A 24,940-nucleotide genomic window follows, 5' to 3' on the forward strand; every position below is an offset into this window, starting at 1 on the left:
AGGAGCGGGTGACGGCGACGAAGGCCGGTGCCCGGTTTGGTGACGCGCTCGAGCGGGCGCGGGTGCGACGCTCATCTGACTTCGGGGTCGATGTCCAGGACACGCAGCGGACTGGGCGCGCCGGGGGCGGTCGGAGCCTGCTGGGCGTAGATCGAGAGGACTCCGGATGCTTGCCACCGGTGCCTGTCGACCCGAGGTTCACCGACGAAGGTGTCGGTGGAACGGTAGATCTCCCGCCAGGTACTCCACTCGTCGGCCGACGCGGCTGCGATGACGTACAGGGGACCGCCCGAGTCTTTCCCGTGATAGTCCGGATCGGAGGACTTGGTGAAGACCAGGATCAGATCGTCTCCGCCGGCCAGCACAGTGGGCTTACGGCCGAAGTAGGGCAGTTGATGCTGGTGCCAGGTGCCGCGATCGTCGCCCCAGTAGTGGACGTAGCGCCAGGTGCCGAGGTCGGCCGACGCTTCCGCAGCTGTCGGTGGCTGTTGCCACAGGACGACATGGATGCGCCCGCGGTCGTCCAGCGTCTGGGTTACCTGGTTCATCATTCCCCACCCGTAGGGGATCGGCCGGACCGTGATGCCTCGTGAGTGCAGATGCATCGGCTCCTGCCCTGTGACGCCGACTCGTGTTCCTTCTCGATTCCTCCAGGTGTGACCGCTGTCGTCGCTGTAGGCGTACTGCAGGTCGTGGTTGCTGAGGAGGTTGATGCTCTCTCTCCAGACCCAGGTCGTGTGCAGGCGTCCGGCGGTGTCGAAGTCGAAGCCGTTGTGGTACGCATTACGCGAAGTGCTGTCGACGAACCTGCCCTGCCCGCTGACGAAGGCGCCGAGGATCTTCCAGCCGTCGGCGTCCGGGCGGTATTCCGCGAGATGCGTGTCGCCGTCGCCGCTCATGCCGATGCGGTAGTACAGCTGCAGCGCACCGTCGGGCATGGTGACGAAGATCGGGTACGTCAGCTTGGTCAGCTCGACGCCGCGGACCAGCTCGGACGTAATGGGCCCGAAGAGATCCGTCGACCAGGCGATGCTTTCCGGAGAGGTCGCGACTCCGGGCTGGGAGACCCGGTAGTGCAGCGGGCTGTTGTGGTGATCGAACGCCAGGTGAATGGTGCCGTCGGACGGGCAGATGCCCAGCACTGGAACGTTGTGCACGTCGGTGTGGTCGATCACGTAATCATCGAACGAAAGGGAGTCCCAATCGCCGTCCGGAAGTTGCCGGCGCGCTACGCATACCCGGCCCATAGAATCGACATAGGTGGCGTACTGCCAATCGTTCAGAGTGGCCAATGCATCGATCTGATAGGTCTGGCCGTTGAATGTGGTGCCGAACTGACCCTGGCTCAGGTTCAGTGCTTTCGGATCCACGATCGAGTCCTTCATCAGCATGATCTCCGTTATTGCAGGTCGAGTGGGCCAAGCGTGCTACCTGGAGGTGATGAGGTCCAGGCAATGATTGTGATCGTGATGATCAGTGATTCTTATCGGGAATCCGTGCGTAATCATTCGAGGCGGGTGGTGCCGGGTGGACGGGCGCCGTCGCGCATACAGGTCAGCAGAGCTTTGGCGGCAGGGGATTGGGTTCGGTCGGAGGACCACCACACCCAGATGTCGCGCACTCCCGCGGTGGTGTCCAGATAGCGCGTGCCCAGGCCTTCGGTCGCCGAGACGCTGAGCGAGAGTTCGTTCGTCACGCCGACTCCCAGCCCGTGCCGTACGAGCTCGACGAGCGATTGCGGCTGAGTCACCTCGTAGGCGAGTCGCGGACGCCGCCCGAGTCGCCGCCAGATCGGGTGCGTGGGACTCTCCAATTCGCCATGCCCGGTGAGGATCAGGTCGAGGTCCGCGAGCTCGTCCAGGGGGAGCGGGCCGTCCTGCTTGGCCAGCGCGTGGGTGGGATGGAAGACGACCATGTAGCGTTCGCGCCATAGCGGGAGCCCGTTCAACGTGTCCTGGGGTTCAGGCCACCTGGTGGGCCGCAGTACCAGCTCGATCTCGCCCGACGACGCGGCCCGCGCGAGATCGTTGGCGCGCATCTCGAGCAGGCGGACGGCGATCCCCGGGTAGCGGGCGCGGAAGCTGCTCAGCAGGCCGGGAACGTACGCCGCCATGGCGCTGGGGTAGGCGCCGAGGCTGACGGATCCCCGTCGCAGTCCGAGTACTTCGGCGACGCTGCCCTTCGCCGCCTCGGCTTCCCGCACCAGGGCGAGCGCGTGCGGCAGGAAGGCGGCGCCGGCCTGCGTCAGCTCGACCGGACGGCGATCGCGGTGCAGGAGCGGCGTGCCGAGCTCGCGCTCGAGTGCGGCGACGTGGTTGCTGACCGTCGGCTGGGAGTAGCCGAGGAGGTCCGCGGCGCGACCGAATCCCTTGTGTTCGTTGATTGCCAGGAACGTGGTGACCCAGTGCAGTTCCAACAATGCCCGGTCTCCCGTCTCTCGCCCACGGCATCACGAAGGCCGAGGGTCTGACTCGGCGGCCGGGAGGTGTAGTCCGATCGCCTCGTAGGCACGTCGAGCGTCGGGTCCGCAGAGCGCCGCGAGGAATCGAGTGGCCAGCCCATGCGGCTCGGTGCTCGCGGCTGCTGCGAAGCGCGCGTAACTCTGGAGCTCCTCTGGGAGCGGGCCGACGATGCGGATGCCGGGGACTGCAGCAAGCTCACTCAGCTGCTGGATCGCGAGGTCCGCGCGTCCGTCGAGGAGAGCCTCGGCGGTGAACCCGCTGTCCAGGACGGTGGCGCGGGCATTGAGGTCCGCTGCTACGCCGTACCTTTCCAGCACGGAGCTGAAATGGATGCCGCTGGCGCCTGTTCTGGTGTAGGCGACGGATCGTGCGGCGAGGGCGAAGTCGAGGAATTGGTCCGCGTCCTCGAACAACTGTGGTGTGTGCGAGGGTGGTACGGCGTACCCGATGCTGGAGGTCGCGACGGCCGTGGTCGTGCTGCCGTCGAGGACGCCTTCAGTCGCGAGGGCAGCGACTCCGGATTCGGTGCCGATCAGTACGTCTGCGTGTTCACCGGCGCGAATGTGTTCCATCAGGATCGTGGTGGGGTCGAACACGGCGTCGATATGCACGCCGTACTCCGCCTCAAAGGCTGGGTTGACGCTGTCTAGTAGTACGGTACGGAGTGCCAGGCCGCTCAAGACCCTGAGTGGAGTTTGGTTCACGTCCATCCCGCCTCCTTGGTGAACAGGTCAGGTGGACCGAAGTTGCCCGACTTCAAGAGCAGACTTGTGCCGGATTCGACGTTCCGAATCCACGGGACTCCGGGAGCCTCCTCCTCCTCGATCGTGCAGATCCGCACGTCGAGGTGGTCGATGACGGCACCTGAGGTTTCGCCGCCGGCCACGATCAGGCGACGAATGCCGCGTTCCGCCAGCCCACTGGCCAACTGGCCGGCGACACGCTCGTACACGTCAGGGTCGGAACCACGCTCTGCGGGCCGCTGCGAAGAGAAGAACAGTGCCGGCCCATTCGGGAGATCGTCGAACCATCCGAGAGCGTCCGCCACAACGGTGTGCTCGCTCGCACAGATCCGGTAGGAAGCTCCTCCGGCTGCCGCGTAGTGGTCTATCTGCTCGAGTGTTCGTTGCGAGCAGCTGCCGGCGGTGATCGCTGTTCTTATCGTTGATCGCGGTGGAGCAGTCTCGCCTTGGGCTACCACTTCGTGGGCGATGTGGGAGACCGTGTGAGGAGTCTGCGCACGGAGGAGGCGAAGGACGGACGAGTCAGTCATCGGGGTCAGCGGATGATCAACCATATGAGTCTCGGCCAGTGGCGTGTCCCCGACGAACAGATGCCCTTGATAGACGGTTCGACGGTGTCGAGGTGCGCTGGGGGTGGTGACGACGAGCGTCGTATCAAGGGCGTCGGCGAGAGCGTCGGTGATGGGACCGATGTTGCCCACAGGCGTCGAGTCGAACGTCGAACAGTACTTGAAGTAGAAGCGGGAGACCTCGCACTCAGGCAGGGATTCCAGTGCCCGCAGCGAGAGTGCGACGGCGTCATCGACGTTTGCTGTTCGCGTTTTGAGGCCGACCACGATGGCAGCGGCGACGTCGGTCGCCCCGGTCACGTCGTCGGCGATGACCCCGATCATGACGCCTCGCCTGACAGCCGTCGACGAATCGCTGCCGCGGCCGCAGTTGGCGGGGAGATCACGGGAACATCCAGCTCGCTCATCAGCGGGGCGAGGGAGTACTGGGCGAGCAGGATCGTGTCGTACGTACCGCGCACCTGGCCTAGCATCTCGCGGCTGGCGGCGATCCGGGCATCGACTGTGCACTGGATACCGGCATCTGCGAGGGCGTGACCGAGCCTCGTTTTCGTGTCCAGAGCGGCAGATTCCAGCGAGGCGACGATCAGCAGCTTCCGCGGCGCGAGCTCGACCACCTCCGCGAAGGCACCATCGTCGGATCCCACGATTGGGGTATCGGACTCCCGCCGATCCTGTGCGACAGCGCCGTACTGCGAGCAGGTCAGCAGGACCGCATCCGCTCCACCACGGATGGCGATGTCGATGAGCGCATTCATCCTGACCTGGAGGCTCGCGGCGACTCCGCCCGCAGCTTCCGCGTCCGCAAGGAGGCGATCATCGAGGAGGTGCCAGATCTCCGCCTGTGGCAGTTCGGCGATGACTGCTTCCTGCGCCGGTTGCATAGCCGCCGGAGCGGCACTGATCAAAGCGATCCGGGGAACCGCGGTCATCGTTGCTCCATCGAGTACGTCGGCCCGTCGGCGAGTTCGTCGATCCAGTTGAGGCTCGCCACCGTGTCTCCCGTCGGCTGGTACTCGCAGCCAACCCAGCCTTCGTAGCCCGATCGCGCGATATGGTCGAGGACTCTCGGGTAGGCAATCTCACCGGTCCCCGGCTCACCTCGGCCCGGACTGTCGGCGATCTGCACGTGCTTGATCTCGTCGCGCAGGGCATCGAACCGTGCCAGCAGATCACCGCGATCCACCTGCGCGTGGTAGACGTCGTACAGGACGCCGACCACGTCGGTTCCGGCTGACTCAGCGACGTACGCAGCGGTCTCCGCGGATGCGAGTCCGTAGGTCGGCTGGTCGCGCTTGTTGATGGCTTCGAGCACGATGCTGATGCCGCTGCCGCGTGCTTGGTCGGCGGCCCAGACAATGTTCGCCACATAGCAGGCGAAGGCACGATCGGGATCGCAACCGGCGGGTCGGAGGCCGGCCGTGGCGTGCAGGACCGATGCCCCGAGTTCGTGAGCGTAGTCGAGTCCGGACTTGAGCCCGTCGCGGAACTCGGCTCTCGCATCGGGATCGAAGGCCCATCCCTTGGCGGTCGACTTGGACGTGCCGGCCGGCGTGTTGATGAGGATCTGGCGTAGGCCGGCCTGGTCCAGTTGGTGCCGCAGGAGGGCTGCGTCGTAGCCGTACGGTTGGGAGTACTCGACGGCGATGAAGCCCGCGCGGGCGGCGGCTTCGAAGCGCTCGAGGAACGGCACCTCGGTGAACAGCCAGCCGAGGTTCGCCGCCAGCCGGACGGGGCCACCGGGCAATTTGATGATCATGATGCGACGCGTCGTACGTAGTCGGGATTGATGACATGCGCGGGTTCGGCACCGTTGAGAGCCGAGATGACGATCTCCGCGGCGAGGGCGCCGGACTTTGCCCGGGCCTCTTGGGTTGCGCCTGCGATATGGCTGGTCGTGAGGATGCCGTCCACCGAACGGAGCGGGCTCTCCCAGGGCAATGGTTCCTCGGAGAAGACGTCGATCGCCGCGCCCGCGATAGCTCCGGAGCGTACGGCCTGGGCCAGTGCCTCCTCGTTGACGATTCCGCCGCGCGAGGTGTTGACGATGAGAGCGTCGGGCTTCATCGCGGCGAGGGCTGAGGCGTCGATGAGATTTCGGGTCGTGTCGTCCAGGAAGAGGTGGAGCGTCACGATATCGGCGCGGGCGAGAAGGTCCGGAAGAGACGTTGCCTCGACGGCGTTGGCATCGGCGTACTCATGATCAAGGGCCGGATCGTAGGCGAGCACGTTCATCCTGAACGCCTTCGCCAGGTCCGCGACCGCTTTGCCGACCGAGCCGAGACCGACGACCCCCAGCGTTCGCCCGGCCAGCTCGCGTCCGGTCGGCTGGTTCCAGGTGCCGGCCGCCAGTTGAGCGGCATTCGGGACGATGTGGCGGGAGTGGGCGAGGGCAAGCGCGAACACGTATTCGGCCACTGCCTGCCGGTTGACCCCCGGGGTGATGCAGACAGGAATTCCTTGCCTGCTTGCGGCCTCGACGTCAACGTTGTCGTACCCGACACCAGTGCGGACGATGAGCCGTAACCGCTCGGCCGCGGAAAGGTGATCGGCGGTCAACGGCCGCGTGCCGGCGATGATGGCGTCCGCCTGAGCGAGCAACCCAACTCGTTCGTCAGCAGGACGTTGGTCGAGATCCGGCGCGTGCTCGACGACGTAACCAGCGTCTTCCAGCGTGCGCGTCACCGCGTCGCCGGCATACAGGAACGCGGTCGTCACCAGAATGTGCGGTGAGGTCACCAGAGGCCTCCGCGGTAGTCCACGTCGGCAAACGCTCCGCCGTGCAACGTCGGCGGCGGGGCGGTCCGGTCGACGGCGTTGGCATGATCGGCTGCGTTATCCCGGGGCTGGAAGCCGATGGACTGCCATCCCTTGTCCGCGTCCCACCAGCCGTCGGTGTTCGCCGAGCAGCCGTAGACGATCTCGTACCCGACTCCGGTTGCTTCGATGGCACAGCGGACGAGTTCGGCGCCGTCCGGCCAGCTCAGCCAGAGCGCCAGTTGCCGGACGTCTTCGGGTGCCGGCCGGAAGGTTCCGATCCGCAGGCAGACCGATTCGATGCCCCACTTGTCGTAGTACAACCGGGCGCACGCTTCCCCGAAGACTTTGGACAAGCCGTAGTAGGTGTCGGGGCGCGGTACGACGTTCTCGTCGATGCGTTGCTGCGCGGGATAGAAGCCGACGGCGTGGTTGGTGCTGGCATAGACGACGCGGCGTACGCCGGCGCATCGGGCGGCCTCGTAGACGTTGTACGTGCCGCGAATGTTGGTCTGCTCGATCTCGGGGTAGCTCGTCTCGTCCGTGACAGCGCCCAGATGAACTATCACATCGACGTTCTCGCATGCTCGAGTGAGGGCTTCGAGATCGGTGAGATCGCCGAGTACCTCTTGCTCGCCAGAGAGCAGGGCGGTGTCGTGAGCTTCACGGGAGTAGAGCACGACGTCGTACCGGCCTTGTAGGTGCTCGCGGATGACCTGTCCCATCCGTCCGCGACCACCGGTGTAGAGGACTCTTGTCATGCGATGCTCCGGTCCCGCGCACCGCACTCGCCGTCGGCGAAGTACCCGATGTGAGCTGTCTGCGGCTTGACTCGCTCGATTCTCGGTCCGTCGAAGCGCAGGCCGACGTCATGGCCGGGGACGAGGATCCCGTCGGTCTCGCGGAGGATGCCTCGGAGACGGACGATGGTGCGATGGCTCAGGTCTTGATCCATGGTGGAGTCGGCGGCACCTTTCGTGAGTTCGTGGATGTTCTTGACCGCGTCGCCCGCGAAGATCAGCACGCCGGCGGACGTCGCGACCTGGAATGCGAGATGGCCCGGAGTGTGGCCGGGGGAGTGGATGGCGCCGATCCCTGGCAGTACTTCGTCCTCGCCGCGGATGCGTCCGACCGCGTCGCCTCGCCGTACGAGATCCTGGATGTGCAGGTCGGGAACGAACGCCGTACCCGCTGGTTGCCTGCGGCCCCATTCGAGCTCGCGGTCACCGACCCACACCCGCGCGCCGGCGTACATCGTGAAGTTCTGGACATGGTCCCAGTGGAGGTGCGTCACCAGTACGTCGGTGATGCTCGATGTCGTGAGGCCCAACTGCTGCAGCCTGTCGTGGATGAGGGGGATGTACTGCGGCGGGCCGGTGTCGATGAGGACCCTTCGCGAGGCGGACATCAGCAGCCAGAGGCTGCTCCAACCGAACCCCCCGTGTGATGAGGACTTGCCGGGGAAGCCGTCGATGAGTGGCTGTGCTGTGTAGGCGGACACTGCACCTCCCGTGTCCAGCAATAGTATTGACTATACTATTTTGGTCAACCTGTGAGCACGAGTAAGTTGGGGCAACGTGAGTGAGAACGGGACCGGCCGGCAGCCGCTGGCGGATCAGATGTATCAGGTGCTGCTCGACCAGTTCATGAATGGCGTGCGGGGCCCAGGCGAGCCGCTGAACATCGGCGCGCTCTCACGGGAGCTTTCGGTCAGCCAAACTCCGCTGCGTGAGGCGCTGGCTCGGCTCGAGCACACCGGGCTGGTACGCCGCGAGGCCCTGCGGGGGTACCGCGTCGCGCCGATGATGAGCCTTGTCGAGGTGCGGCAGTTGCGGGACGCTCGCCTCGCCGTCGAGCCGGTGCTCGCCGCCGGAGCAGCGGAGCATGGCACGCCCGAGTTCCTGGCTGGCCTCAAGGCGTTTCTCGAAGAGTTCGAGTCCTCAGCTGGGGTCGCGGATCGGGAAACGGAGGGGTTCGAGGCGTACTGGCGCTCGGACGATCGCTTCCACGGTCTGATCGCCGCTCAGGCCGGAAATCCGTTCCTGGAATCGATGTATCTCGCGCTGGCCGGCCAGATCCAGAGGTTCCGCATGTTCTCGAAGATCGGCCGCACGGGCGTGCAGCATGCAGCACCCGAGCACCGACGCGTCTACGAAGCGATCTCCCGCGGGGATGCCGATGCCGCGGCAGAAGCCATGCGGGAACACATCCAGGGCGCCGCGGCCCGAATCCTCTCGCCCTGACGGCCGACGCCGTACTGTGTGGCTGTCGGCGTACTGGTCGTTGCACTCACACGCCGCCACGATACGCCCGTCGATCGTGACGGTCGTGATCTGTGACCAGTCGAAGTACGACTGACCTTCGCGAGTTGCGACCCAGTCGTCGTACGCAGCGGCAGTTCGTATGCGTCGGTCAGTACGGCGTACGCCACCCTCCGGCTCGCGTCGTCGTGGATGCCGAGATGGACGTCCACGCCGGTCCCAGCCGGTCGCGTCTCTCAGCGTCGCCGTCGTGATCACGCCGCCGCGCGGCCCGGACAACAACCAATGCGCAAGGCAGTGGTTGCTGCCAGGTGCCGACTGCGTGCGACTGCACCTCACATCCGCTCGGGCGCAGACACTCCGAGTAGGCCCAGCCCGTTGGCCAGGACCGTCCGCGTGGCGGTGACCAGCAACAGCCGGGCTCGATGAAGGTCGGACAACTCCTCGTCGTCCTGCGGCAGTACCCGGCAGAGGTCGTAGAACTTGTGGAACGCGGACGCGGTGTCCTCGAGGTAGCGGGCGACCCGGTGCGGCTCGCGAAGCTGCGCTGCGGTGCCCGCCACGCGGGGAAACTCCGCAAGCGTCCGCAGCAGAATGCCTTCCTTCTCGTGGGACAGCAGCGAGGGGTCGAAGGCCTCGAGAAGTCGGGCGGGAGCGTCGGCTGAGATTCCGAGTTCGGCTGCGTTCCGCAGGATCGAGGACAGCCGTGCGTGGGCGTACTGCACGTAGTAGACCGGGTTGTCGTTGGTCTGTTTGGCCCACAGGTCCAAGTCGATGTCGATGGTGCTGTCGCAGCTGTAGCGGGCCAGGGCGTAGCGAGCAGCGTCCACGCCGATCGCCTCGACGAGATCGTCGAGGGTGATCACGGTGCCGGCGCGCTTCGACATCCGCAGTGGCTGGCCGTAGGAGAGGAGGTTCACCATCTGTCCGATGAGGAACTCCAGGTTGACACCCGGAGTATCGCCGAACGCGGCACACGCGGCGTTCATCCGCCCGACGTATCCGTGGTGATCCGCGCCCAGCATCATCAGGCATCGGTCGAAGCCACGCTCGCGCTTGTTGAGGTAGTAGGCGACGTCCCCGGAGATGTAGGCGCCGTTACCGTCGGACTTGATGATCACCCGGTCCTTGTCGTCACCGAACTTCTTGGTTCGCAACCACAACGCGCCATCTTTTTCGTAGGTGTTGCCCATGCTGGAGAGCCGGCTGATGGCCCGCTCGACGGCGCCGGAGTCGTGCAAGCTGTTCTCGTGGAAGTACACGTCGAAGTCGACACCGAATTCGTGGAGTGTCTTCTTGATCTCGGCGAACATCAGTTCCACCCCGACGGACCGGAAGACCTCCTGCGCCTCGTCGTCGGGCAGGGCAAGGGTGTCGGGATGTGCGGCGAGTACCTGCTGGGCGATCTCGACGATGTACTGGCCGCTGTACCCATCCTCAGGGGTGGCCGCGCCGCGTGCGCTGGCGAGCAGCGAGCGAGCGAAGCGGTCGATCTGCCCGCCGTGGTCGTTGAAGTAGTACTCGCGGGTGACCTCCGCGCCGCTGAAGGAGAAGATCCGGCCCAGGGCGTCACCCACGGCTGCCCACCGGGTGCCGCCGAGGTGGATCGGCCCTGTGGGGTTGGCGGAGACGAATTCGAGGTTGATTTTCTCCCCGGCGTACATCCGGTTACGGCCGTACGACGAGCCGGCGGACACGATCTCCGCTGCGATGGTGCCCTGTGCGCCGGCATCGATGCGAACGTTCAGGAATCCCGGACCGGCGATCTCTACGGACGCGATCCCGGTCACCTCGCGGAGTCGGTCGGCCAGTAGCGCGGCGAGGTCGCGAGGCGGCATCCCCGCCTTCTTGGCGAGTTGGAGCGCGATGTTGGTGGCGTAGTCGCCATGCTCCCGGACCTTCGGTCGCTCGATGACGACCCGAGCCGGTACTCCATCGGGCAGGGTCACCGTGCCGTCAGCAGTCAGGCTTGTCAGAACGCCTACTACCGCGGATGAGAGCTGTTCGGAGGTCACCGGTGGATCGTATCGGCGTCGAACTCTGCTCGGCACGAACGTTTCCGGCAGGGCGGCGTTTCTGTAGCGGCGACGAAAACAACCCGCCGTCCTGATTCCAACTCGCGCAGCCCCTGAGCGATGGGCACAGTGCGCGCGACTACGGACAAGGAGTCGACGCGGGACCGCCCGCTGTCCGTGCAATCCACATGCAACAGCGGGCGGTCAAAGAGGGTGATCAACGGCTACTGGCGGGCAGTCACGTTCCGCCATATGGCCTGGCCAGACTGGTGGGCAGGGGCGGGGTCGAACCGCCGACCTTCCGCTATTCAGGCTGAGTTTGTGCAGGGACGGCACACCGCGAAAGGCGCCGACTAGCCGGCGAAGTAGTCGGCAGCCGATTGAACCCTGCTTGTCTGGTCGCTCCAGAACGTCGGGTCGGCAGCGACGGATCCGTCATCGCCGATTCGGCCGTCGATGAGTTCGCGGATGATGTCGGCATGCCCGGCGTGCCGCGCGGTAGGGGTGAGCGAATCCTTTCCGGCCTGGTCTTTACTCGTAAGCCCTGTGGGAGGTCTCCGGGAGGGGGAGCACCTGTCCACAGGCTCAGCAACATCAGGCGACCCTCAGCGGTTCACTTTGCCATCGCCGGTGCGAGGGGAGTAGGGCAGCGTCAACCGTCACTCGTGTCTGCTGAACTGACCTGTGCAGATTCAAGGCGCCGCTGACGCGGCGCACCGCCCGGCTACCGCCCTTGCGGCGGCGCCGGGGCGCCGTCCTCAGGCTCGGAGGCACTGGGCCCGCCCGGGGGTTCCTCCGCAGCGGGTTGTTATGGCCTCTGCGAGCCGGTCCCAGCACGACGGAGGCGCTCGCGAGCCTCGCTCTCGCACAGTGAGGTGATGGGCTGCCCGACCACGTGCTGACACTTGGCGTCGCAGGCCCTGGTCCAGACGCCAGCCGCCCACGCCCGCTCGAGTTCGTCGGTGCTGAACTCCCGGCCACGCGCATCGCAATACGCGACGAGGAATCGCTCAGTGTCCTCGACGGTGGCTGGCTCGTCCGCGCTGACCGCCGGATACAGCGCGGCAGCGAAGCCGACGAGGACAGCTTCGCTGTCAGCGATCATGCTGTCCCAGTCGTGCACCACCAGCAGCTCGTCTCCGCTCCAGCGCAGGTTGTCGGCAAGCCAGTCGCAGTGACCGATCACGGCTTCGGACTCGCCCGCCCGCAGCCGGTCACGGGCGCGGCGCCCGGCATCGTCGATCCACTCCGGGCCGGCCACCTCATTGAGGTTGACGTCAGGGTCCTCGGGACACGGCCACAGTCCGTCCTCGGCGTGATTCCAGGCCGCCCATGACGGCGCCGGGTCGAGCGCGGACACCTCGGCCGGCCGGGGGGGGGGGGGGGGGGGGCTAACCTGACCAGCCGCGCGAACGCTTCAGCGAAGGCCCGGGTCGCGTGGTCCGCGCTCGGGAGCACGGCGCCGCCCGGGACATAAGCCTCCGCGGTTGCGACATCCTCGCCGAAAGGGGCTGCGCCGGTGAGCGGCTCGGGGCACGGATAACCGGCCTGGAACATGCGGCGCTGGACTTCGACGCAGGCCGCTATCCGCGGCGAGTCCGGACGCACCTTGACCACGACCGCCCGGTCGTCGGCCAGCCGGAGCCCGATGACCGCGGAAAGGTACCCGGACCTGAAGATCTCACCCGCTGGCGGGCTGCCGAGATGCTCCATGCACCACTGGGCAAGACGGGCAGGATCCACGTCACTCGCGCGAGATGACATCTGAACATCCTTTCACGCGGTCGGCGTGCCCTCCGCGTGCCCCAAGCCAGGGCCGATCACGGTCCGCAACGGTCAACTACAGTCACGACGGCAGGGTCGAGACGGCGATCGACGCTAGGCCTTGCCTGTCCACGCCCGAGCCCCTGCTCTCCTCCTCTGGCGGCTTACCCGTATGCCGGCTTGACCCCAGTGCCAGCCAGACCGCTGCGTGCGATTATGGGCGGCATCTATGGGGCACGAGCGGTCGTTCAGGGGTAGCCCGCTAGGCGAGACCGGAGCCTCGACCAGGGGTCCCCGCCAGCCTCCAAGCTGGTGTCGACAAACGGGCTCTGCCATCCTGGGTCGCTACAGTCATGCGCATGCGAGCAGCTGTCTTCTCCGATGTGCACGGCAACCTCGCGGCCCTGGATGCCGTGCTTGCCGATGCCATGGGTGTCGGGGCCGAGGAGTTCTGGGTAGTAGGCGACCTGGTGGCGCACGGGCCGCATCCCGCTACGACCGCTCGGCGCCTCATCGATCTGCCCAGGTCACGCGTGGTTCGAGGCAATACCGATCGCTACGTTCTCACCGGGGACCTACCCAGCATGATCCCCTCGATCGATCGGGCACTGTCGACCGCGGAGCTCCAGGTGCGGATCGAGGCTGCCATGGCCTTTGCTTGGACACGCGGCGCGATAACAGCCGCAGGTGTTTACGACTGGTTGGCTGCGCTGCCGATAGAGCACAGAGTGACGTTGCCAGACGGAACGCGAGTACTCCTGGTCCATGCCGCCCCGGGCCACGACGACGGTCCCGGAGTACAAGCGGCCATGAGTGACCAACAGCTCCGCGATGCTGGGCTGACCGACGCGGGCGCGGACCTCATCTTCGTCGGCCACACCCACCTCCCTCTCGATCGCACCGTCGGCGACGTCCGGGTAGTGAACCTGGGCAGCGTCAGCGTGCCGGCGACCGCCGAGCGGCGGGCCATGTGGACCTTGCTCGTCGCCGACGAAACCGGATACACCGTCGAGCAACGGTTTGTCCCGTACGACATCGACGCGGTCACCTCGGCACTGGACCAGGTGCACTACCCATCCGCCGACTGGCTCAAGGCCAAGTTGCTCCGACACATCAGGTAGCTCCGCATACACGAAGTCCCTGGACCGTGCCGTCCGTGTGCTATCCGCCACGACCCCTGGGGTCCCTTGAAGGTCAGGCCCGTGCCGACCTGGGCAAACATTACCCATGGAATCTGGCGGTCAAGGGGTCGTGGGTTCAAGTCCCGCCAGCCCGACGCGTAGGTCGTACCTGGCGCGGCGGCGGTAAACGCCCAGGTCAGCGATGGTTTGGGTTCTGCAACCTTGTCGGCGAGATGATGTTCGTAGCGTGGAGCACGGGGGACCAGATGGGACCTACGAACGCTGGATAGCGAGGCCGGGTCTCCCTGCACAGGCAGTCTGGGGCAGGTGGCAACGGACTCTGGTCTCGTGGCCCAGGATGAACTGGGCTCTGGTCGACCGTCGCAACCAAACGGTGGGGGAGAGATTAATTACCGGGGATCGTCGCGACGGCTTCCGGAAAACTCGATGTCGGCGACGGGGCGCCGCCTCGCCGCACGGTCAGTCCCGCAGATCGCCGAGCCAGCGCAGGGCGCGCAGGCCCGGCAGGAAGCAGTACTCGCCGCCGCGGGTGACGACGAACCGCGGCAGCGGGGGCAGGCGCCGGCGCACCGGCCGCCGGGGAACGGTGAAATCGCTGCTGCCGTCGTGGGACCCGGCGACGGGGTCTTTGGCATCGCCCGCGCCGAAGAACACACTGTCGTTCATCCACTGGGACTGGACAAACTCGAACTGCCTCCCCAGGTGGGCCCCGATGAACGCGAACATCAGGCCCCGGTCCACCCCGTCGTCATCCAGGACTCCGTCGGGCAGCGGAGGGCCGTAGACGGCGCCGCGTCTGATCATGCGGTGCAGCCGCACCTCGCCCGCCACCGAGGCGTCGCGGGGGTTGGCCCGGCGGATATGACAACCGCCAGGGGTGATGAACCCCGCCGGATCCTCCCGCGCGTACAGGAAGGTGTTGCGCCGGCCGGGGTCCGCGCCGAGCGCGGGGTCGTCGTGGTGCGGGCTGAGCGCCAGCGGAGCTCCGCTGCGCCAGCGGCCCATGATCTTGGCTGCCAGCAGCTCCTCGTCCTCAGGACCGGTGGCGGCCTGGCGCAGGTAGCGGCGGAACGCGGCGACGTCCTGGTGGAGTTTGCGGAAGACCGCGTAGCTGCCGTTGCGTCCCAGCACCTCCGGCCGCGGGGTCTGGATGCCGCCGATTTCGTCCTGGTAGCCGAGTACGAACTCTCCGGCCTTCAGCGGCGCCTCCAGCTGGTTCGATCCGGCGATGCCGCTGCCTTCGATGGCCGGGTGGCTGACGCCGTCGTGGTATCCGAAGTGCTCGGTCTCGGTGGGCAGCGCGTAGCAGTCCTGCCGCCAGATCGCGGTCACCCCGGTGAGCTGGTCGTAGGTGGGGCGGGCCCGGTCGATGGCCGTCTGAAGCCGCTCAGGGTCGGGTGCGACCGCGGTGAGCACCACATGGACATCCGGGGTGCCCAGCGGTGCTTCCCAGTGCGCGGGGCTGCTCTCGCCGTCATCGCCCAGCGCCCTGGCGCGGGTGGCCATCCCCTGCCGGAACTCCCAGGCGAACGTCTCCAGCAAGGCGCTGGGCACGCCGAGGGCCTCCAGTCCGTGGCAGGTGACCGCGACACTCACCCACGTCTCCCCCAAGGGGCTGACTGAGTCGGCGGCCGAGGTCACAACCGCGCTCGCGCGCCGCATCAGCTCCCGCCCGTGCGCTCGGTCATCGATGCGGAACACCAGATAGGTCGCCGCGTACGGGGTCGGCCGGGGGCTGAGCACTCCGCGCTGAATGTCGTCGAGCTCCAGTGCGCCTCGCAATGCGCTCACGGACATCACCTCCTCGCTGCTGACTGCGGTGGCCTGCCGCGCTACTTGGTGACGAGGTTCCGCCAGAAATTGCGCAGGCTCTCATCGCCGCCGAACAAGGAGCTGAAGATCGTGGAGTCGGCAAGCAGGATGTCGCCGGCCCGCTCACCTTCGGGGGGCATCCACAGGAACATGTTGAACGCGGTGTTGCCGGCTTCGGTGAACGGATGCCGCCTGGAGGTGTCGATCGGCTGCCTGGCCAGGACGTGAACGACGTCCGGCTCGTCCGTCGTTACGGCGTAGTGCGGTAGGTGCTGGTGGAAGTTGAAGTTGGTCACTCCCTCCAGCCACCCCTTGGGGTCCAGGTCTTTGAACGCGGCGAACGGGGCGATCTTGTTCTGCTCCCCCACAGCGGGCCGCAGCCCCCACCGGTTCTCCACCGGCACGCCGAGCCCGGGCATCACACCCCGGAGGTATCCGGCGAAGCGCTGCTGCCGGGGGACCAGAGGATCGCCGTGATGGTGGTACTCGACCTCCCGCACCGCCAGGTCGTCCGATGCCCCCACGTCGTGGTGGGGCCCGAGAACCAGGCAGGCGTCCTCCCGGCCGAGGAACGCCCGCAGCGCCTCAACCTCTCCCGGCTCCGCCTCCTGGCCGGTGACCACGTGGTCCAGTCCGAAAACGAACAGGGTGTCGGTGTCAGCCAGTACCCGCTCGTCGAGCGGGGTGTGGAAACCGGCCTGGTCGATGCGCTGGTACACGGGAACGGGGTGTCCTGTGGTCTCCTCGACGAACTGCTGGAACGGCACCCAGGCCCAGAAGAACAACTCGAGCGATCCCGCGATGCCCTGCTGGAACCGCTGCGGGTAGGACCACTTCGGGTCCTCGTAGGCAGGCCAGGCCACCCGCCGGACCTCGGTCATTGTGGAGAACCGGTTGTCCAGCTCGGCCGGGTTCCTGCCCGCCTCAGCCGGATAGCTCCACGAGACATAGATACTCACCCGCCGCCGGCCAGGCGTGGGGGCGCGCGGGATGTGGTTCTGGTTGTAGACGCGGGCGGTGGTGACCTCGCTCATTCCGCCTCCCTTCGGCCGTGGGCCATCGGCGCGTCAGCCCGCGCTCCGCGCGGGCCGCAGGCTCTCACTGCACCTGGTCAAGCATCTCCGACAGGGCGTTCTTGATCCGTAGCGCCTTCTTGATCTCGTCGGCCGTGACGTAGGGGTATTCCCCGTACTCGATGAAGCTCGGGCAGTGGTGCTCACGCACGAACCTGACGAACGCCTCAGGGTTGGTCTTCCAGTCCTCGGGAAACCCTTCGAGGTTCTCGAAAGCCGTGCTCACTCCCGCCTTGCTGAACAGCGCGACGGCGTCCTCGGTGTACTTGTCGAAATCGGTGTCGAAGATCCCCTGGTACATGAAACGCGTGTCGTCGTCGAAGAGCACCCAGCGCAGATAGTGCAGCTTCAGCGGCGCGAGAAGATACGGATCGCTCTCCAGCGCCTTGGCCAGGGCGTAGCCGTACTCCCGTATGGCCTCAGCCCGGCCCGGCTTCACCCTCGCGACGATCGTGAAGCCGTAACACGCGGGCGTCTTCGGGAAAATCGGGCCGTACTTCCCCTGTTCGAGCTGGTCGGTGTCCTTGGGGATGACAGCCGCCTGCGGCTTGATCTCCATGTGCGTTCCTCCCGCCATCCACCGGCCGGGCAGAATCCCCTTCATCGTCGCAGCGGCGATGTCGTCGCCCACGCCGACGGCGTCAAAGCCTTCACCCGCGCCGCCTGGAGCCGGCCTGACATCACCGAGATGCCCCTGGCGCCCGATGCCTACACCGCGTTCCAGCAGTTCCACGGGGAGGTGATCATTAAGGGGCCGATGGCCGGCGGGTTCACGCCGAAGAGCTCGTCGCCTATGGCTGGCACTTCGTGCTGTGGGGACCACTTGGGGACCACACAATATGCATGGGCAGAAACGCTGGGGTACGCGACTAACGTCGAACGCCGGTTCGAAGGACCTGCTGACCTGCGCGCGGCCACTGACGGTCCGGCGGACTGGTTCAGGTCACGGCGACCTGTCGCTGTGGATGGTCCAGGCTGTGTTCCCGGGGTAGGCCAGTTGCCGGCTGAGGTCTTTCCAGGGGGCGTTGCCCTGACTCCCGGCCAGTCCGTCATGCGTCCAATCTCAGGTGACAGGCGGACCGCCCATTGGAACGATTGTGCTATGCCTACGAACTCGGACGACGAAGTGCCTTTCTCGCCGGTTGGCTCATTCGCTGTGCGGAAGGCCGATCGCGGCGACGCGGCGGCGGTCGGGGAGATTCACGCCGCCGCGTGGGCAGCCGGCTTTGCCCACTTGTTCGACTCTGACTATCTCGCCAGTGAGACCTCCCGGCGGCGAGGCATGTGGGCGGCGATGTTCGACAATCCCAACATGCAGCGCACAACCCTGCTCGTGGCGGAGGACATTGGCGGTCAGCCAGTCGCGTTCACACACTTCGGGCCCGTAGGAATCTGGAACGAAGACCATCAAGCGTCGCCCAGGGACCTTGGCGAGATCTATGCGTTCTACGCGCATCCATCAGTCTGGGGGAAGGGCGCATCCGCGATGCTCATGTCGAGTGCACAGGCCAGCCTTGCCCGACTTGCGTTCGCTCGTGTGTGCCTCTGGACCCTCGAAGGTGCTGGTCGCGCTCGGCGCTTCTACGCCAAAACTGGATTCCGCGAGACAGGCTCCGCCAAGCTCCAAGACTTCGGCGGCGGAACGCATCTACGGGAGGTTGAGTACCTACGCTCTGCATAGGTACCAACGCCGATCTCGCGGCATGGCAGTCTTCGACCTGCGCTCACCGGTAGTAACTAGGTGGCTTGACGCGCTGTCCGACCGTCATGCTCCTTCCATGAGTTACCCGATGATGGACGGCAAGCACACCTTCGGCGCCGTGGTTCCGCTACCCTCCGGACGCCTACCGTCGGGCTCACCGGACGCCGCCATCATTTGCTATCCCTGCTGGCTCTCCCGTGAGGTGATCGAGTCAGAATCAACAAGCGAGTACCAGTGGAGCTATCGCGGTGACGTCCATCGTCTCGACGCTACTGGTGGCCGAGTCGCGCTGGTTGGCGGGATTGGAGTCGGAGGTCCGGCGGCGGCGATGCTGGTCGAAGAGCTCGGCGCTCACGGCGTACACCGCTTCATTGTCGTGGGTATGGCAGGAGTCCTCCACAAGGATCTCGAGCCGTGCGGCTTCGCCGTCTGTGATCGCGCTCTTCGCGACGAAGGTGTCTCACACCACTACCTGCCACCCGGTAGATACGTCGAAGCAAGTGAAGAGCTATCCACGAGACTGACGGCCGAGCTGCGAGAAGACGGAGCCGCCGTTCGAGTTGGACCGACATGGACGACGGACGCCCCCTACCGAGAGACAGCCGAGGAGGTCCGACGCTACCGTGATGAGGGCATCGCCACAGTTGAGATGGAAGCAGCCTCAGTCTTCGCGGTAGCCCAACTCCGGGGCTACGAGGCAGCAGCCGGCTTCGTAGTCAGCGACCTACTCACCGAGGAAGGTTGGGCGGGCCACTTCCAGGCGGCAGACCTCCGCCCGAACCTGAGACGCCTGCTAGCCGCCGCCATGCGGACACTTGCTCCCGAAGCTTGAATCCGTCCCGACCCACCTACAGGCAAAGACCTGCGAAATCGAGCCCTGTCGATGACCAGGAGGCCGGGCAAGGTCAGCACCAGGCCGGTGCACCTGGCCACCTCGATCCCCTGACGACGCAGATGGGCCCTGTCCAAGCCACCACGACCAAGGACCACCTGCCCGGGGCGCAGCCGACGCCCACAGCCATCGACCGCTCACCCAGCCGACGACATTTTCAGGCGAACTGGCTAGTCGGGCCGGGAGACCTGGTAGTGGCTGATGTACCAGCCGTCTTCCAAGCGCTTCACCAGCACACCGAGCTTGAGCCCCAGCGTGGGCCGGTCGGTGAACGAGAAGTCCACGTCCAAATAGCCGAGCACGAGGTCGTCAGCAAGCCGCCTGGTCTCCAGGATCCGATACTCGGCCGTCATCCCGACGGGCTGGGAATCGTAGTACTCGGCGATGCCCTGCCGTCCCACGCTGTAGGGGTGCAGTCCTTGGAAGATCGCGTCTTCGGTGAAGGTCCAGGCGACCCGCTCAGGTTCGTGCTTGTCGACGGCCGCCTTCCACCGGTCGAGGACGCCCCGCAGAATCGCATTCCTGTCTGCCGTACTGCTCATCATGGTTTTCTGACGCTTCCGCTGAGAGCGCTGTCAGTGGCCGGCGCTCACGCCGCCGTCGACATGCAAGATCTCGCCAGTGACGAACGGGGCGGTCTCCAGGTAGATCACCGCGTCGACAATGTCGCTCACCTCGCCCATCCGGCCGACCGGCTGTAGGGCGGCGAGGACCGGGTGGCTGTCCTCGTCATGCATGGTGGTGTTGATGGTGCCCGGGGAGACCGCGTTGACGCGGATGCCGCGCTTGGCGTACTCGATGGCGAGGGACTTGGTGGCGGACTGCACGCCGCCCTTGGTCAACGACGCCAACACGGATGGGACGTTGGAGTCGGCGTTGTCGACCAGGCTGGTGGTGACGTTGACGATGTGGCCGCCGCCGTGGGTAAGCATGTGCTCGACGGCAAGCTGGGTGATGCGGAAGAACCCGGTCAGGTTCACGCCGGTCGCCGCGGCGTAGTCGTCCGCGGTGTAGTCGGTGAAGGGCTTGGCGACGAAGATGCCCGCGTTGTTGACCAGGGTGTCGACGCCGCCGAAGCGGTCGATGGCCGCCACGATGACGCGTTCGGCGGTGGCGGGGTCAGCGATGTCGCCGGCGACGGTCAGGGTCCTCTCGTCGTTGGCGGGGGTGATCGAGCGCGAGGTGGCGACGACCGCGTACCCAAGCTTGCGGTACACCGACGAGGCCGGCGCCGATGCCCCGCGACGCGCCGGTGATGACTGCGACCTTCTGGTCCTGAGTGCTCATCACGGACCTTCTTCGACAGGTATGGAACTGCCACTAGCCGACCGGTCGACTATTTCGAACGTAGACAGTCACGGAAGGGGAAGTCAAAGCCCAACCGGCCTGGATCGGGACCCGTTGGCTTCCAGCTGATAGGCGCAGCCTCCTGCTCAGGCCAGTGTGTCTACCGCCGGTGCGGGTCCCCGTCGGGCAGCCACGCGCCCAGGCCGTGGACGCCGAGGTCTCCGAGGCCCTCGCAAAGCGCGTCAACAACGGCGAGGACCGCACGAACCTCGCCAACGCGCCCACCAGGGACCAAGTCCAGTAGATCTCTGGTGCGACGCAGTGAGCCAGCAGGAACCGAGTTTCGAACACGACATCCGTCCCCTGTTTCGGTCAAAGGAAATCGAGGCGATGTCGGGGGTGTTCTACCTTTCTTCCTAGCAGGACGTGGGTGCAGCTATTCAGAGCTGGATCCTGGGCTGGGACAAGCTGTCCGACCGATGGAAGAGGCGCCTTCCAGACAGCACGCGAGTGGCGGTGCGCATGACGCATAATCAGCGCATGGCGAAGCGCCGGAAGGCCGATAAGTCCGTGACGGGCGTTGTCGAGTGGTTCGACGCGGACGAAGGCTGGGGAGCGATCACGGCACCCGAAGTCCCCGGTGGCTGCTTCGTCCACTTCTCAGACATTCAGATGCCTGGATTCAAAGAACTCCGAGCGGGCCAACGCGTGCGATTCAGGTTCGAGGATCCCGGGTTCCTCCAGGACGGCTATTGGTACCGCGCGAGCGCAGTCTGGCCACTTGACTAGCGGCCGGGCGGGCGCGGGGTGGAGTACTCGGGGATGTCGCGCATCGGAGTGCCAGCCGGGCCATTAACGCGCTGGCGGCAGAGCTACCCGAACAGACAGAACACGTGGCCGGCGGGATCGGTACATACCCGCACGTCGGCCTGTGGCTGCCAGGGCGTCGGGGTAGCACAGCTGATGTGTACCGTCTGCCGGCCAGGTCGGTGGTTCATATCGAGCTTCGCGCTGGAAGGAGATCATCCGCTGACCATCTGGGGATCTGAGACCCACCCAGCCCGGGTCGTCGTCGCCCGCGTCATCGTCGGCCACTTGCCATCCCAGGAGTTCGCGGTAGAACGTGGCCAGCTCCCGTGGGTGGAGACAATCCAGTACTGGATACGGTCCACCGGTCACAACCGGTGCGGAATCGCTCATCTTCCCTCTTCTCGTGAGGTACGGCTTTGTCCATCGGCCCGATAGTCTGGCATCCGATTAGGACAACCTGGGTCTTATACGTACGGAACCTTCACGCATCGTGCGCGCTGAGGGTCTTCTTCGGATCGGGGAGCGCGAGCGCGGGAGATTGCAACTTCTTGACATCGATGAGCCGTTGGAGGATCGCGGCGGGGTCGTCGCCGCTACAAGCTGTCCGACCGACGGGAGAAAGGCCCTCAGGCCAGCAGTTCGCTGGCAGCGCTGCGCAGCCCGTCCAGACCTTGATCCACCCATCCTTCGCTAAGCGACTCCGTGCCGCGCATCGCGGGTTTGTCGACGAGGTGGAACCGAAGGTTGAAGATCCCATTGATGACGCGGAACCAAGGGAGCGCGGCGAGATCGGCTTCTCCCAGGCCACGTATCTCGGTGTAGCCGGCGGCGAAGGCGTCCCAATGCGGTGTCGCTGAGACGCCGGTGAGGTCGGCTATCCGCCACCGCTCGCCAGCCAGATCGAAGTCGTGGATTGTCAGACCAGTCTCGGTCAAGTGAACGTTATCCAACGACACATCGCCATGGCAGACGCCCCAGTTGAGACCTTGCGCCGCGTACTGCGTCACCTGCGCCCGAGCAGCAGAGGCTAGATCGCGCACCAGGGCCTGATCGTCTGGCGCCGCCGCTAGCCTTGGGAGAACGAGCGCCAATGGTTCGTCGAGGGTGCGTTGCAGGTCGAACGGCCTTCTACGGCGCTGAGTGCGGAAGGTGTCGGCCGCTGAGTGGAGCCTGGCAATAAGCTGGCCGAACTCTCGGTAGAGGTCGTCGCTGAACGGCGGGCGTGGTTTCTCGCCGTCCACGTACTCAGTCAACGAGAAGGGCCGAGTTCCTTCGGGAGTATCGAGTTCACCAACCAGCTGGCCGTCCGCAAGTGGCTGCGCTCGGGCGACCGGAAGGCCGCACGTGGCCAAATGGGTCGCGCATTCGAGTTCCCAAGCCACCTCCTCAGCGGACCGGTGGCCGCGTCGATAGACCTTCAGTACATAGCGCCCTTGGCCCGTAGTTACCTCGTACACATCGTTAACGAGGGATCGCACCAGTACGCAGCCCATGACATCCAGCGCGTACGCCGTGTGAACGACTTCGGTGAGGGCCTCAGGGGCAGGCAGCGAGCGGAAGGTCGAGATCACGCCGCGACGATACGGGACGCCTCCACGTGCCCCAGGACAGGGCGGAGGTCGGATGGACTGTTGGATGCCTTTGCAAGGCAGGGGTATACGACTTCGGTGCCCTCACCGCCGGCCTTTGCGCGCAGCGCGGTAGGTGTTTCTATGGACGTTCGTTCGAAGCCTGCTTAGCGGCAGCCGCTGATGCTTCAACGCGTGCGAGGTACTTCTGCCACCAGGCTTCATCGGCCAGATCGTGGACCCAGGGGTTTCCCTCTCGCCGCCGATCGACCCGTCGATGAGCTCGCGCACGATATCAGCGTGCCCTGCGTGACGACTGGTCTCGTGGATGACGTGCACGAGTGCTTGCCGGAGGGTGATCTTCTCCCCGTCATGGGGAACCGTTCCGATGTCGTCCAGGTCCAGTTCGGCGATGGTCTGGTCAGCATGGGCGCAGGCCCGACGGTAGTTGTCGACGATGAACTCCGTGGACTCCCCGGGAGCGGCGTACATGTCACCACTGAACTCCACGGTCTCCTGGGCGTTGTCGGGCTCCCACCACGGCATCTGCACGTCTGTGGCTAGTCTGCCGAAGGTCTCGCCGAGGTAGTTGGTCTCGCTGCTCGAAGGACTCAGCGACGCGGGTGAGGATGAGTTCCTAAGTCGTGTGTTACGAACGAGTCGCCATTGCACGGCGGGCAGAAACCGACTCGCTGCGAGTCCCGGGACGCGTCGCGGCGGCTGCGAGGGATCTCAAGCGGCGTAGGGCCGAAGAGCGGTCCCCCCAGGCGTCTTCTGCGACTTCCCAGAGTGTGTCTAGCCGGCGATAGAGCTGCGCCCTGGCGAGTAGAGCCTGGTCGGCTGGTCCGCGATAGTACGCAAGCAGGAGATCTAGGAAAGGGTCCCCGAAGTCCCCGGCGATCTTGGCGAAGTCGAGTGCCGGATCATCGATAGTGGTGTCTCCGAAGTCGATCACGTCGACCAGATCACCGTTGGCGTCGACGTACAGGTGCTCAGCCCGGAAGTCGCGGTGTACGACGGCCAGAGGAAGGTCTTGCCTCTCAAGCCAGCTGATTTCCTGGTCGAGCCACCAACGAACCTTGTCGGTGAGGATGGAGTGCGCTAAGTCGAGGTGCTGCCGCGCGTCCACCGCAACCGGCGCACTCGTCAGACCAAGCGAACGCGCTTCTGGAACAGGGAAGGTGTGAAGTTCGGTCAGAAACTCGGCGAGCTGTCGGGCTAGGCAATCTCGCCGCCCACCCCGAGGACGTGACGTCAACGGTCCGCCGCCCACCTTGCGTTCGACGATTGCGACGGGAAGGCCGCCGTGGTCGCAGACAGCGAACTGGTCCCGCGGCACCGGCAGTCCCCGATTGGCCAACGCTCGCAGGAGCGGGACCTCGTAGGCTCGCCCACCTCGCCACGTCCAGGGCTTCGGGTACTCGCTGGCGACACGAACGACCCATGCACCAGACGGGTCATCAACCTGATACGCCCGCGTAGCGATCCCCTTCCCAAGCAGGGACGCGCGCTCGAGGTCGGCGGCAGGCAGTCGATCGAGGACGGCCGCGCGGATGCCTGGAGGTAGCCGCTGTGAACCTCTGTCATCATCGCGGCACGCTAACAGCGGCGATCGGACGTGCTCCAAGGATTTAAGACTCGGCCGCCAACCGATGGTTAGGATCAAGGTGGGCAGCCGTCCAGCGAGGCCGCCCTCCAGGTGATCGACCCCAACGAGCTGCAATACCGGGCGACGATGAGCACCAGGTCAACGAGCGCCGGAGCGCGGACGAGCAGCTCGTCATCACGGTGCCTGTTCCTCTTAATCAGCGGATCTTGCTAACGCAGTTGCTAACACGTGGGCTGGACAGCCCTGGACGGCTTGGGACGATCGTGATCACAGCACGCCGACTCCCCGCGTGATCTGGACGTTGACGGACGCCGGTAGATGATCTTCAGCGGCCTACGGAACAGATGGTGAGTCCGGGCCTTGACCGTAGACCCTGTGGGAGGTCCCGGAGAGAGGAGCCCTCAGTTCCCTTTTGGTGCACCTCTTCAGCGTGCCTGCTCGCCCGCCGCGGCTTGGAGCAAGTCTGGCGACGCC

Annotated in this window: 26 protein-coding genes; 5 read left to right on the forward strand and 21 right to left on the reverse strand. The window is 65.7% G+C overall.

The genetic code is table 11. The features are described from left to right. Positions 1-71: 71 nt before the first annotated feature. The 9 genes from B141_RS45885 to B141_RS0120470 all read right to left on the reverse strand — a co-directional run bounded on the left by B141_RS45885 (position 72) and on the right by B141_RS0120470 (position 8,032). Complete coding sequence (locus B141_RS45885) at positions 72-1,385, reverse strand: BNR repeat-containing protein (protein ID WP_157181144.1); 1,314 nt, start codon at positions 1,383-1,385, stop codon at positions 72-74. A gap of 119 nt (positions 1,386-1,504) precedes the next feature. Continuing rightward, positions 1,505-2,416, reverse strand: a complete 912-nt coding sequence (locus B141_RS41730) for a LysR family transcriptional regulator (protein WP_020577046.1) — start codon at positions 2,414-2,416, stop codon at positions 1,505-1,507. A 33-nt stretch (positions 2,417-2,449) separates the two neighbouring features. Next, a complete protein-coding gene (locus B141_RS0120440; protein WP_020577047.1) occupies positions 2,450-3,172 on the reverse strand; it encodes a substrate-binding domain-containing protein in 723 nt (240 codons plus the stop codon). After that, complete coding sequence (locus B141_RS41735) at positions 3,163-4,098, reverse strand: four-carbon acid sugar kinase family protein (RefSeq protein WP_020577048.1); 936 nt, start codon at positions 4,096-4,098, stop codon at positions 3,163-3,165. Before B141_RS41735 ends, B141_RS0120440 begins: the two co-directional genes overlap by 10 nt. Further along, positions 4,095-4,706 carry a hypothetical protein gene (locus B141_RS0120450; protein ID WP_020577049.1) on the reverse strand — a complete coding sequence of 204 codons (612 nt, stop codon included), beginning with the start codon at positions 4,704-4,706 and terminating at the stop codon, positions 4,095-4,097. Before B141_RS0120450 ends, B141_RS41735 begins: the two co-directional genes overlap by 4 nt. Further along, a complete protein-coding gene (locus tag B141_RS0120455) occupies positions 4,703-5,533 on the reverse strand; it encodes a hydroxypyruvate isomerase family protein (protein WP_020577050.1) in 831 nt (276 codons plus the stop codon). The genes B141_RS0120450 and B141_RS0120455 overlap by 4 nt, the downstream gene beginning before the upstream one ends. After that, positions 5,530-6,513 (reverse strand): phosphoglycerate dehydrogenase, encoded by a 984-nt coding sequence (locus tag B141_RS0120460; protein WP_020577051.1) that lies wholly within the window; start codon positions 6,511-6,513, stop codon positions 5,530-5,532. The genes B141_RS0120455 and B141_RS0120460 overlap by 4 nt, the downstream gene beginning before the upstream one ends. After that, on the reverse strand, positions 6,510-7,292 hold the full coding sequence (locus tag B141_RS0120465) for an NAD-dependent epimerase/dehydratase family protein (protein ID WP_020577052.1): 783 nt from the start codon (positions 7,290-7,292) through the stop codon (positions 6,510-6,512). Before B141_RS0120465 ends, B141_RS0120460 begins: the two co-directional genes overlap by 4 nt. Continuing rightward, positions 7,289-8,032, reverse strand: coding sequence for an MBL fold metallo-hydrolase (locus B141_RS0120470; protein WP_020577053.1), 744 nt, complete (start codon positions 8,030-8,032; stop codon positions 7,289-7,291). The genes B141_RS0120465 and B141_RS0120470 overlap by 4 nt, the downstream gene beginning before the upstream one ends. A gap of 76 nt (positions 8,033-8,108) precedes the next feature. On the opposite strand from B141_RS0120470, the gene B141_RS0120475 reads away from it, so the two are divergent. Continuing rightward, entirely contained in the window at positions 8,109-8,774 is a 666-nt protein-coding gene (locus tag B141_RS0120475) for a GntR family transcriptional regulator (protein WP_020577054.1), read from the forward strand. A gap of 353 nt (positions 8,775-9,127) precedes the next feature. Here B141_RS0120475 and argS read toward each other — a convergent pair whose 3' ends face one another. From argS to B141_RS41740, 3 genes are all read right to left on the reverse strand, one after another. Next, a complete protein-coding gene (argS, locus tag B141_RS0120485) occupies positions 9,128-10,807 on the reverse strand; it encodes an arginine--tRNA ligase (protein WP_020577056.1) in 1,680 nt (559 codons plus the stop codon). 353 nt (positions 10,808-11,160) lie between these two features. Further along, entirely contained in the window at positions 11,161-11,388 is a 228-nt protein-coding gene (locus B141_RS52870) for a mycothiol transferase (RefSeq protein WP_084678401.1), read from the reverse strand. Between the two features lie 227 nt (positions 11,389-11,615). Continuing rightward, positions 11,616-12,167: a hypothetical protein gene (locus B141_RS41740; RefSeq protein WP_020577057.1), complete on the reverse strand. Its 552-nt coding sequence runs from the start codon at positions 12,165-12,167 to the stop codon at positions 11,616-11,618. Positions 12,168-12,930: 763 nt separating this feature from the next. Here B141_RS41740 and B141_RS41750 point away from each other — a divergent pair. After that, the gene (locus tag B141_RS41750) at positions 12,931-13,692 is read left to right on the forward strand and encodes a metallophosphoesterase family protein (RefSeq protein WP_157181145.1); all 762 of its coding nucleotides are present in this window, start codon (positions 12,931-12,933) and stop codon (positions 13,690-13,692) included. 480 nt (positions 13,693-14,172) lie between these two features. On the opposite strand, the gene B141_RS0120500 is transcribed toward B141_RS41750, so the two are convergent. The 3 genes from B141_RS0120500 to B141_RS0120510 all read right to left on the reverse strand — a co-directional run bounded on the left by B141_RS0120500 (position 14,173) and on the right by B141_RS0120510 (position 17,331). Further along, positions 14,173-15,510, reverse strand: coding sequence for a Dyp-type peroxidase (locus B141_RS0120500; protein WP_020577060.1), 1,338 nt, complete (start codon positions 15,508-15,510; stop codon positions 14,173-14,175). 35 nt (positions 15,511-15,545) lie between these two features. After that, positions 15,546-16,559 carry a hypothetical protein gene (locus tag B141_RS0120505; protein WP_020577061.1) on the reverse strand — a complete coding sequence of 338 codons (1,014 nt, stop codon included), beginning with the start codon at positions 16,557-16,559 and terminating at the stop codon, positions 15,546-15,548. Between the two features lie 64 nt (positions 16,560-16,623). After that, complete coding sequence (locus tag B141_RS0120510; protein WP_020577062.1) at positions 16,624-17,331, reverse strand: hypothetical protein; 708 nt, start codon at positions 17,329-17,331, stop codon at positions 16,624-16,626. Positions 17,332-17,700: 369 nt separating this feature from the next. Here B141_RS0120510 and B141_RS49455 point away from each other — a divergent pair, with 369 nt between their 5' ends. Next, positions 17,701-18,279, forward strand: a complete 579-nt coding sequence (locus B141_RS49455) for a GNAT family N-acetyltransferase (RefSeq protein WP_020577063.1) — start codon at positions 17,701-17,703, stop codon at positions 18,277-18,279. Positions 18,280-18,301: 22 nt separating this feature from the next. Next, complete coding sequence (locus tag B141_RS45890; RefSeq protein WP_084678403.1) at positions 18,302-19,132, forward strand: nucleoside phosphorylase; 831 nt, start codon at positions 18,302-18,304, stop codon at positions 19,130-19,132. 230 nt (positions 19,133-19,362) lie between these two features. Here B141_RS45890 and B141_RS0120525 read toward each other — a convergent pair whose 3' ends face one another. Both B141_RS0120525 and B141_RS41760 read right to left on the reverse strand, forming a co-directional pair. After that, positions 19,363-19,734: an SgcJ/EcaC family oxidoreductase gene (locus B141_RS0120525; protein WP_026257415.1), complete on the reverse strand. Its 372-nt coding sequence runs from the start codon at positions 19,732-19,734 to the stop codon at positions 19,363-19,365. 33 nt (positions 19,735-19,767) lie between these two features. Further along, positions 19,768-20,409, reverse strand: coding sequence for an SDR family NAD(P)-dependent oxidoreductase (locus tag B141_RS41760; protein ID WP_020577066.1), 642 nt, complete (start codon positions 20,407-20,409; stop codon positions 19,768-19,770). A 610-nt stretch (positions 20,410-21,019) separates the two neighbouring features. Here B141_RS41760 and B141_RS0120540 point away from each other — a divergent pair. Beyond that, complete coding sequence (locus B141_RS0120540) at positions 21,020-21,268, forward strand: cold shock domain-containing protein (RefSeq protein ID WP_020577068.1); 249 nt, start codon at positions 21,020-21,022, stop codon at positions 21,266-21,268. Positions 21,269-21,331: 63 nt separating this feature from the next. Here B141_RS0120540 and B141_RS50330 read toward each other — a convergent pair whose 3' ends face one another. The 4 genes from B141_RS50330 to B141_RS47625 form a co-directional block, all read right to left on the reverse strand. After that, positions 21,332-21,679, reverse strand: a complete 348-nt coding sequence (locus B141_RS50330) for a VOC family protein (RefSeq protein ID WP_237742755.1) — start codon at positions 21,677-21,679, stop codon at positions 21,332-21,334. 236 nt (positions 21,680-21,915) lie between these two features. Next, positions 21,916-22,860: a phosphotransferase enzyme family protein gene (locus B141_RS0120545; protein ID WP_020577069.1), complete on the reverse strand. Its 945-nt coding sequence runs from the start codon at positions 22,858-22,860 to the stop codon at positions 21,916-21,918. Positions 22,861-22,962: 102 nt separating this feature from the next. Beyond that, positions 22,963-23,529, reverse strand: a complete 567-nt coding sequence (locus B141_RS41765) for a mycothiol transferase (RefSeq protein ID WP_202805853.1) — start codon at positions 23,527-23,529, stop codon at positions 22,963-22,965. After that, positions 23,507-24,580 (reverse strand): phosphotransferase, encoded by a 1,074-nt coding sequence (locus tag B141_RS47625; protein ID WP_084678405.1) that lies wholly within the window; start codon positions 24,578-24,580, stop codon positions 23,507-23,509. The genes B141_RS41765 and B141_RS47625 overlap by 23 nt, the downstream gene beginning before the upstream one ends. Positions 24,581-24,940 lie beyond the last annotated feature (360 nt).

The organism is Actinopolymorpha alba DSM 45243 (assembly GCF_000373925.1).
GTDB lineage: Bacteria > Actinomycetota > Actinomycetes > Propionibacteriales > Actinopolymorphaceae > Actinopolymorpha > Actinopolymorpha alba.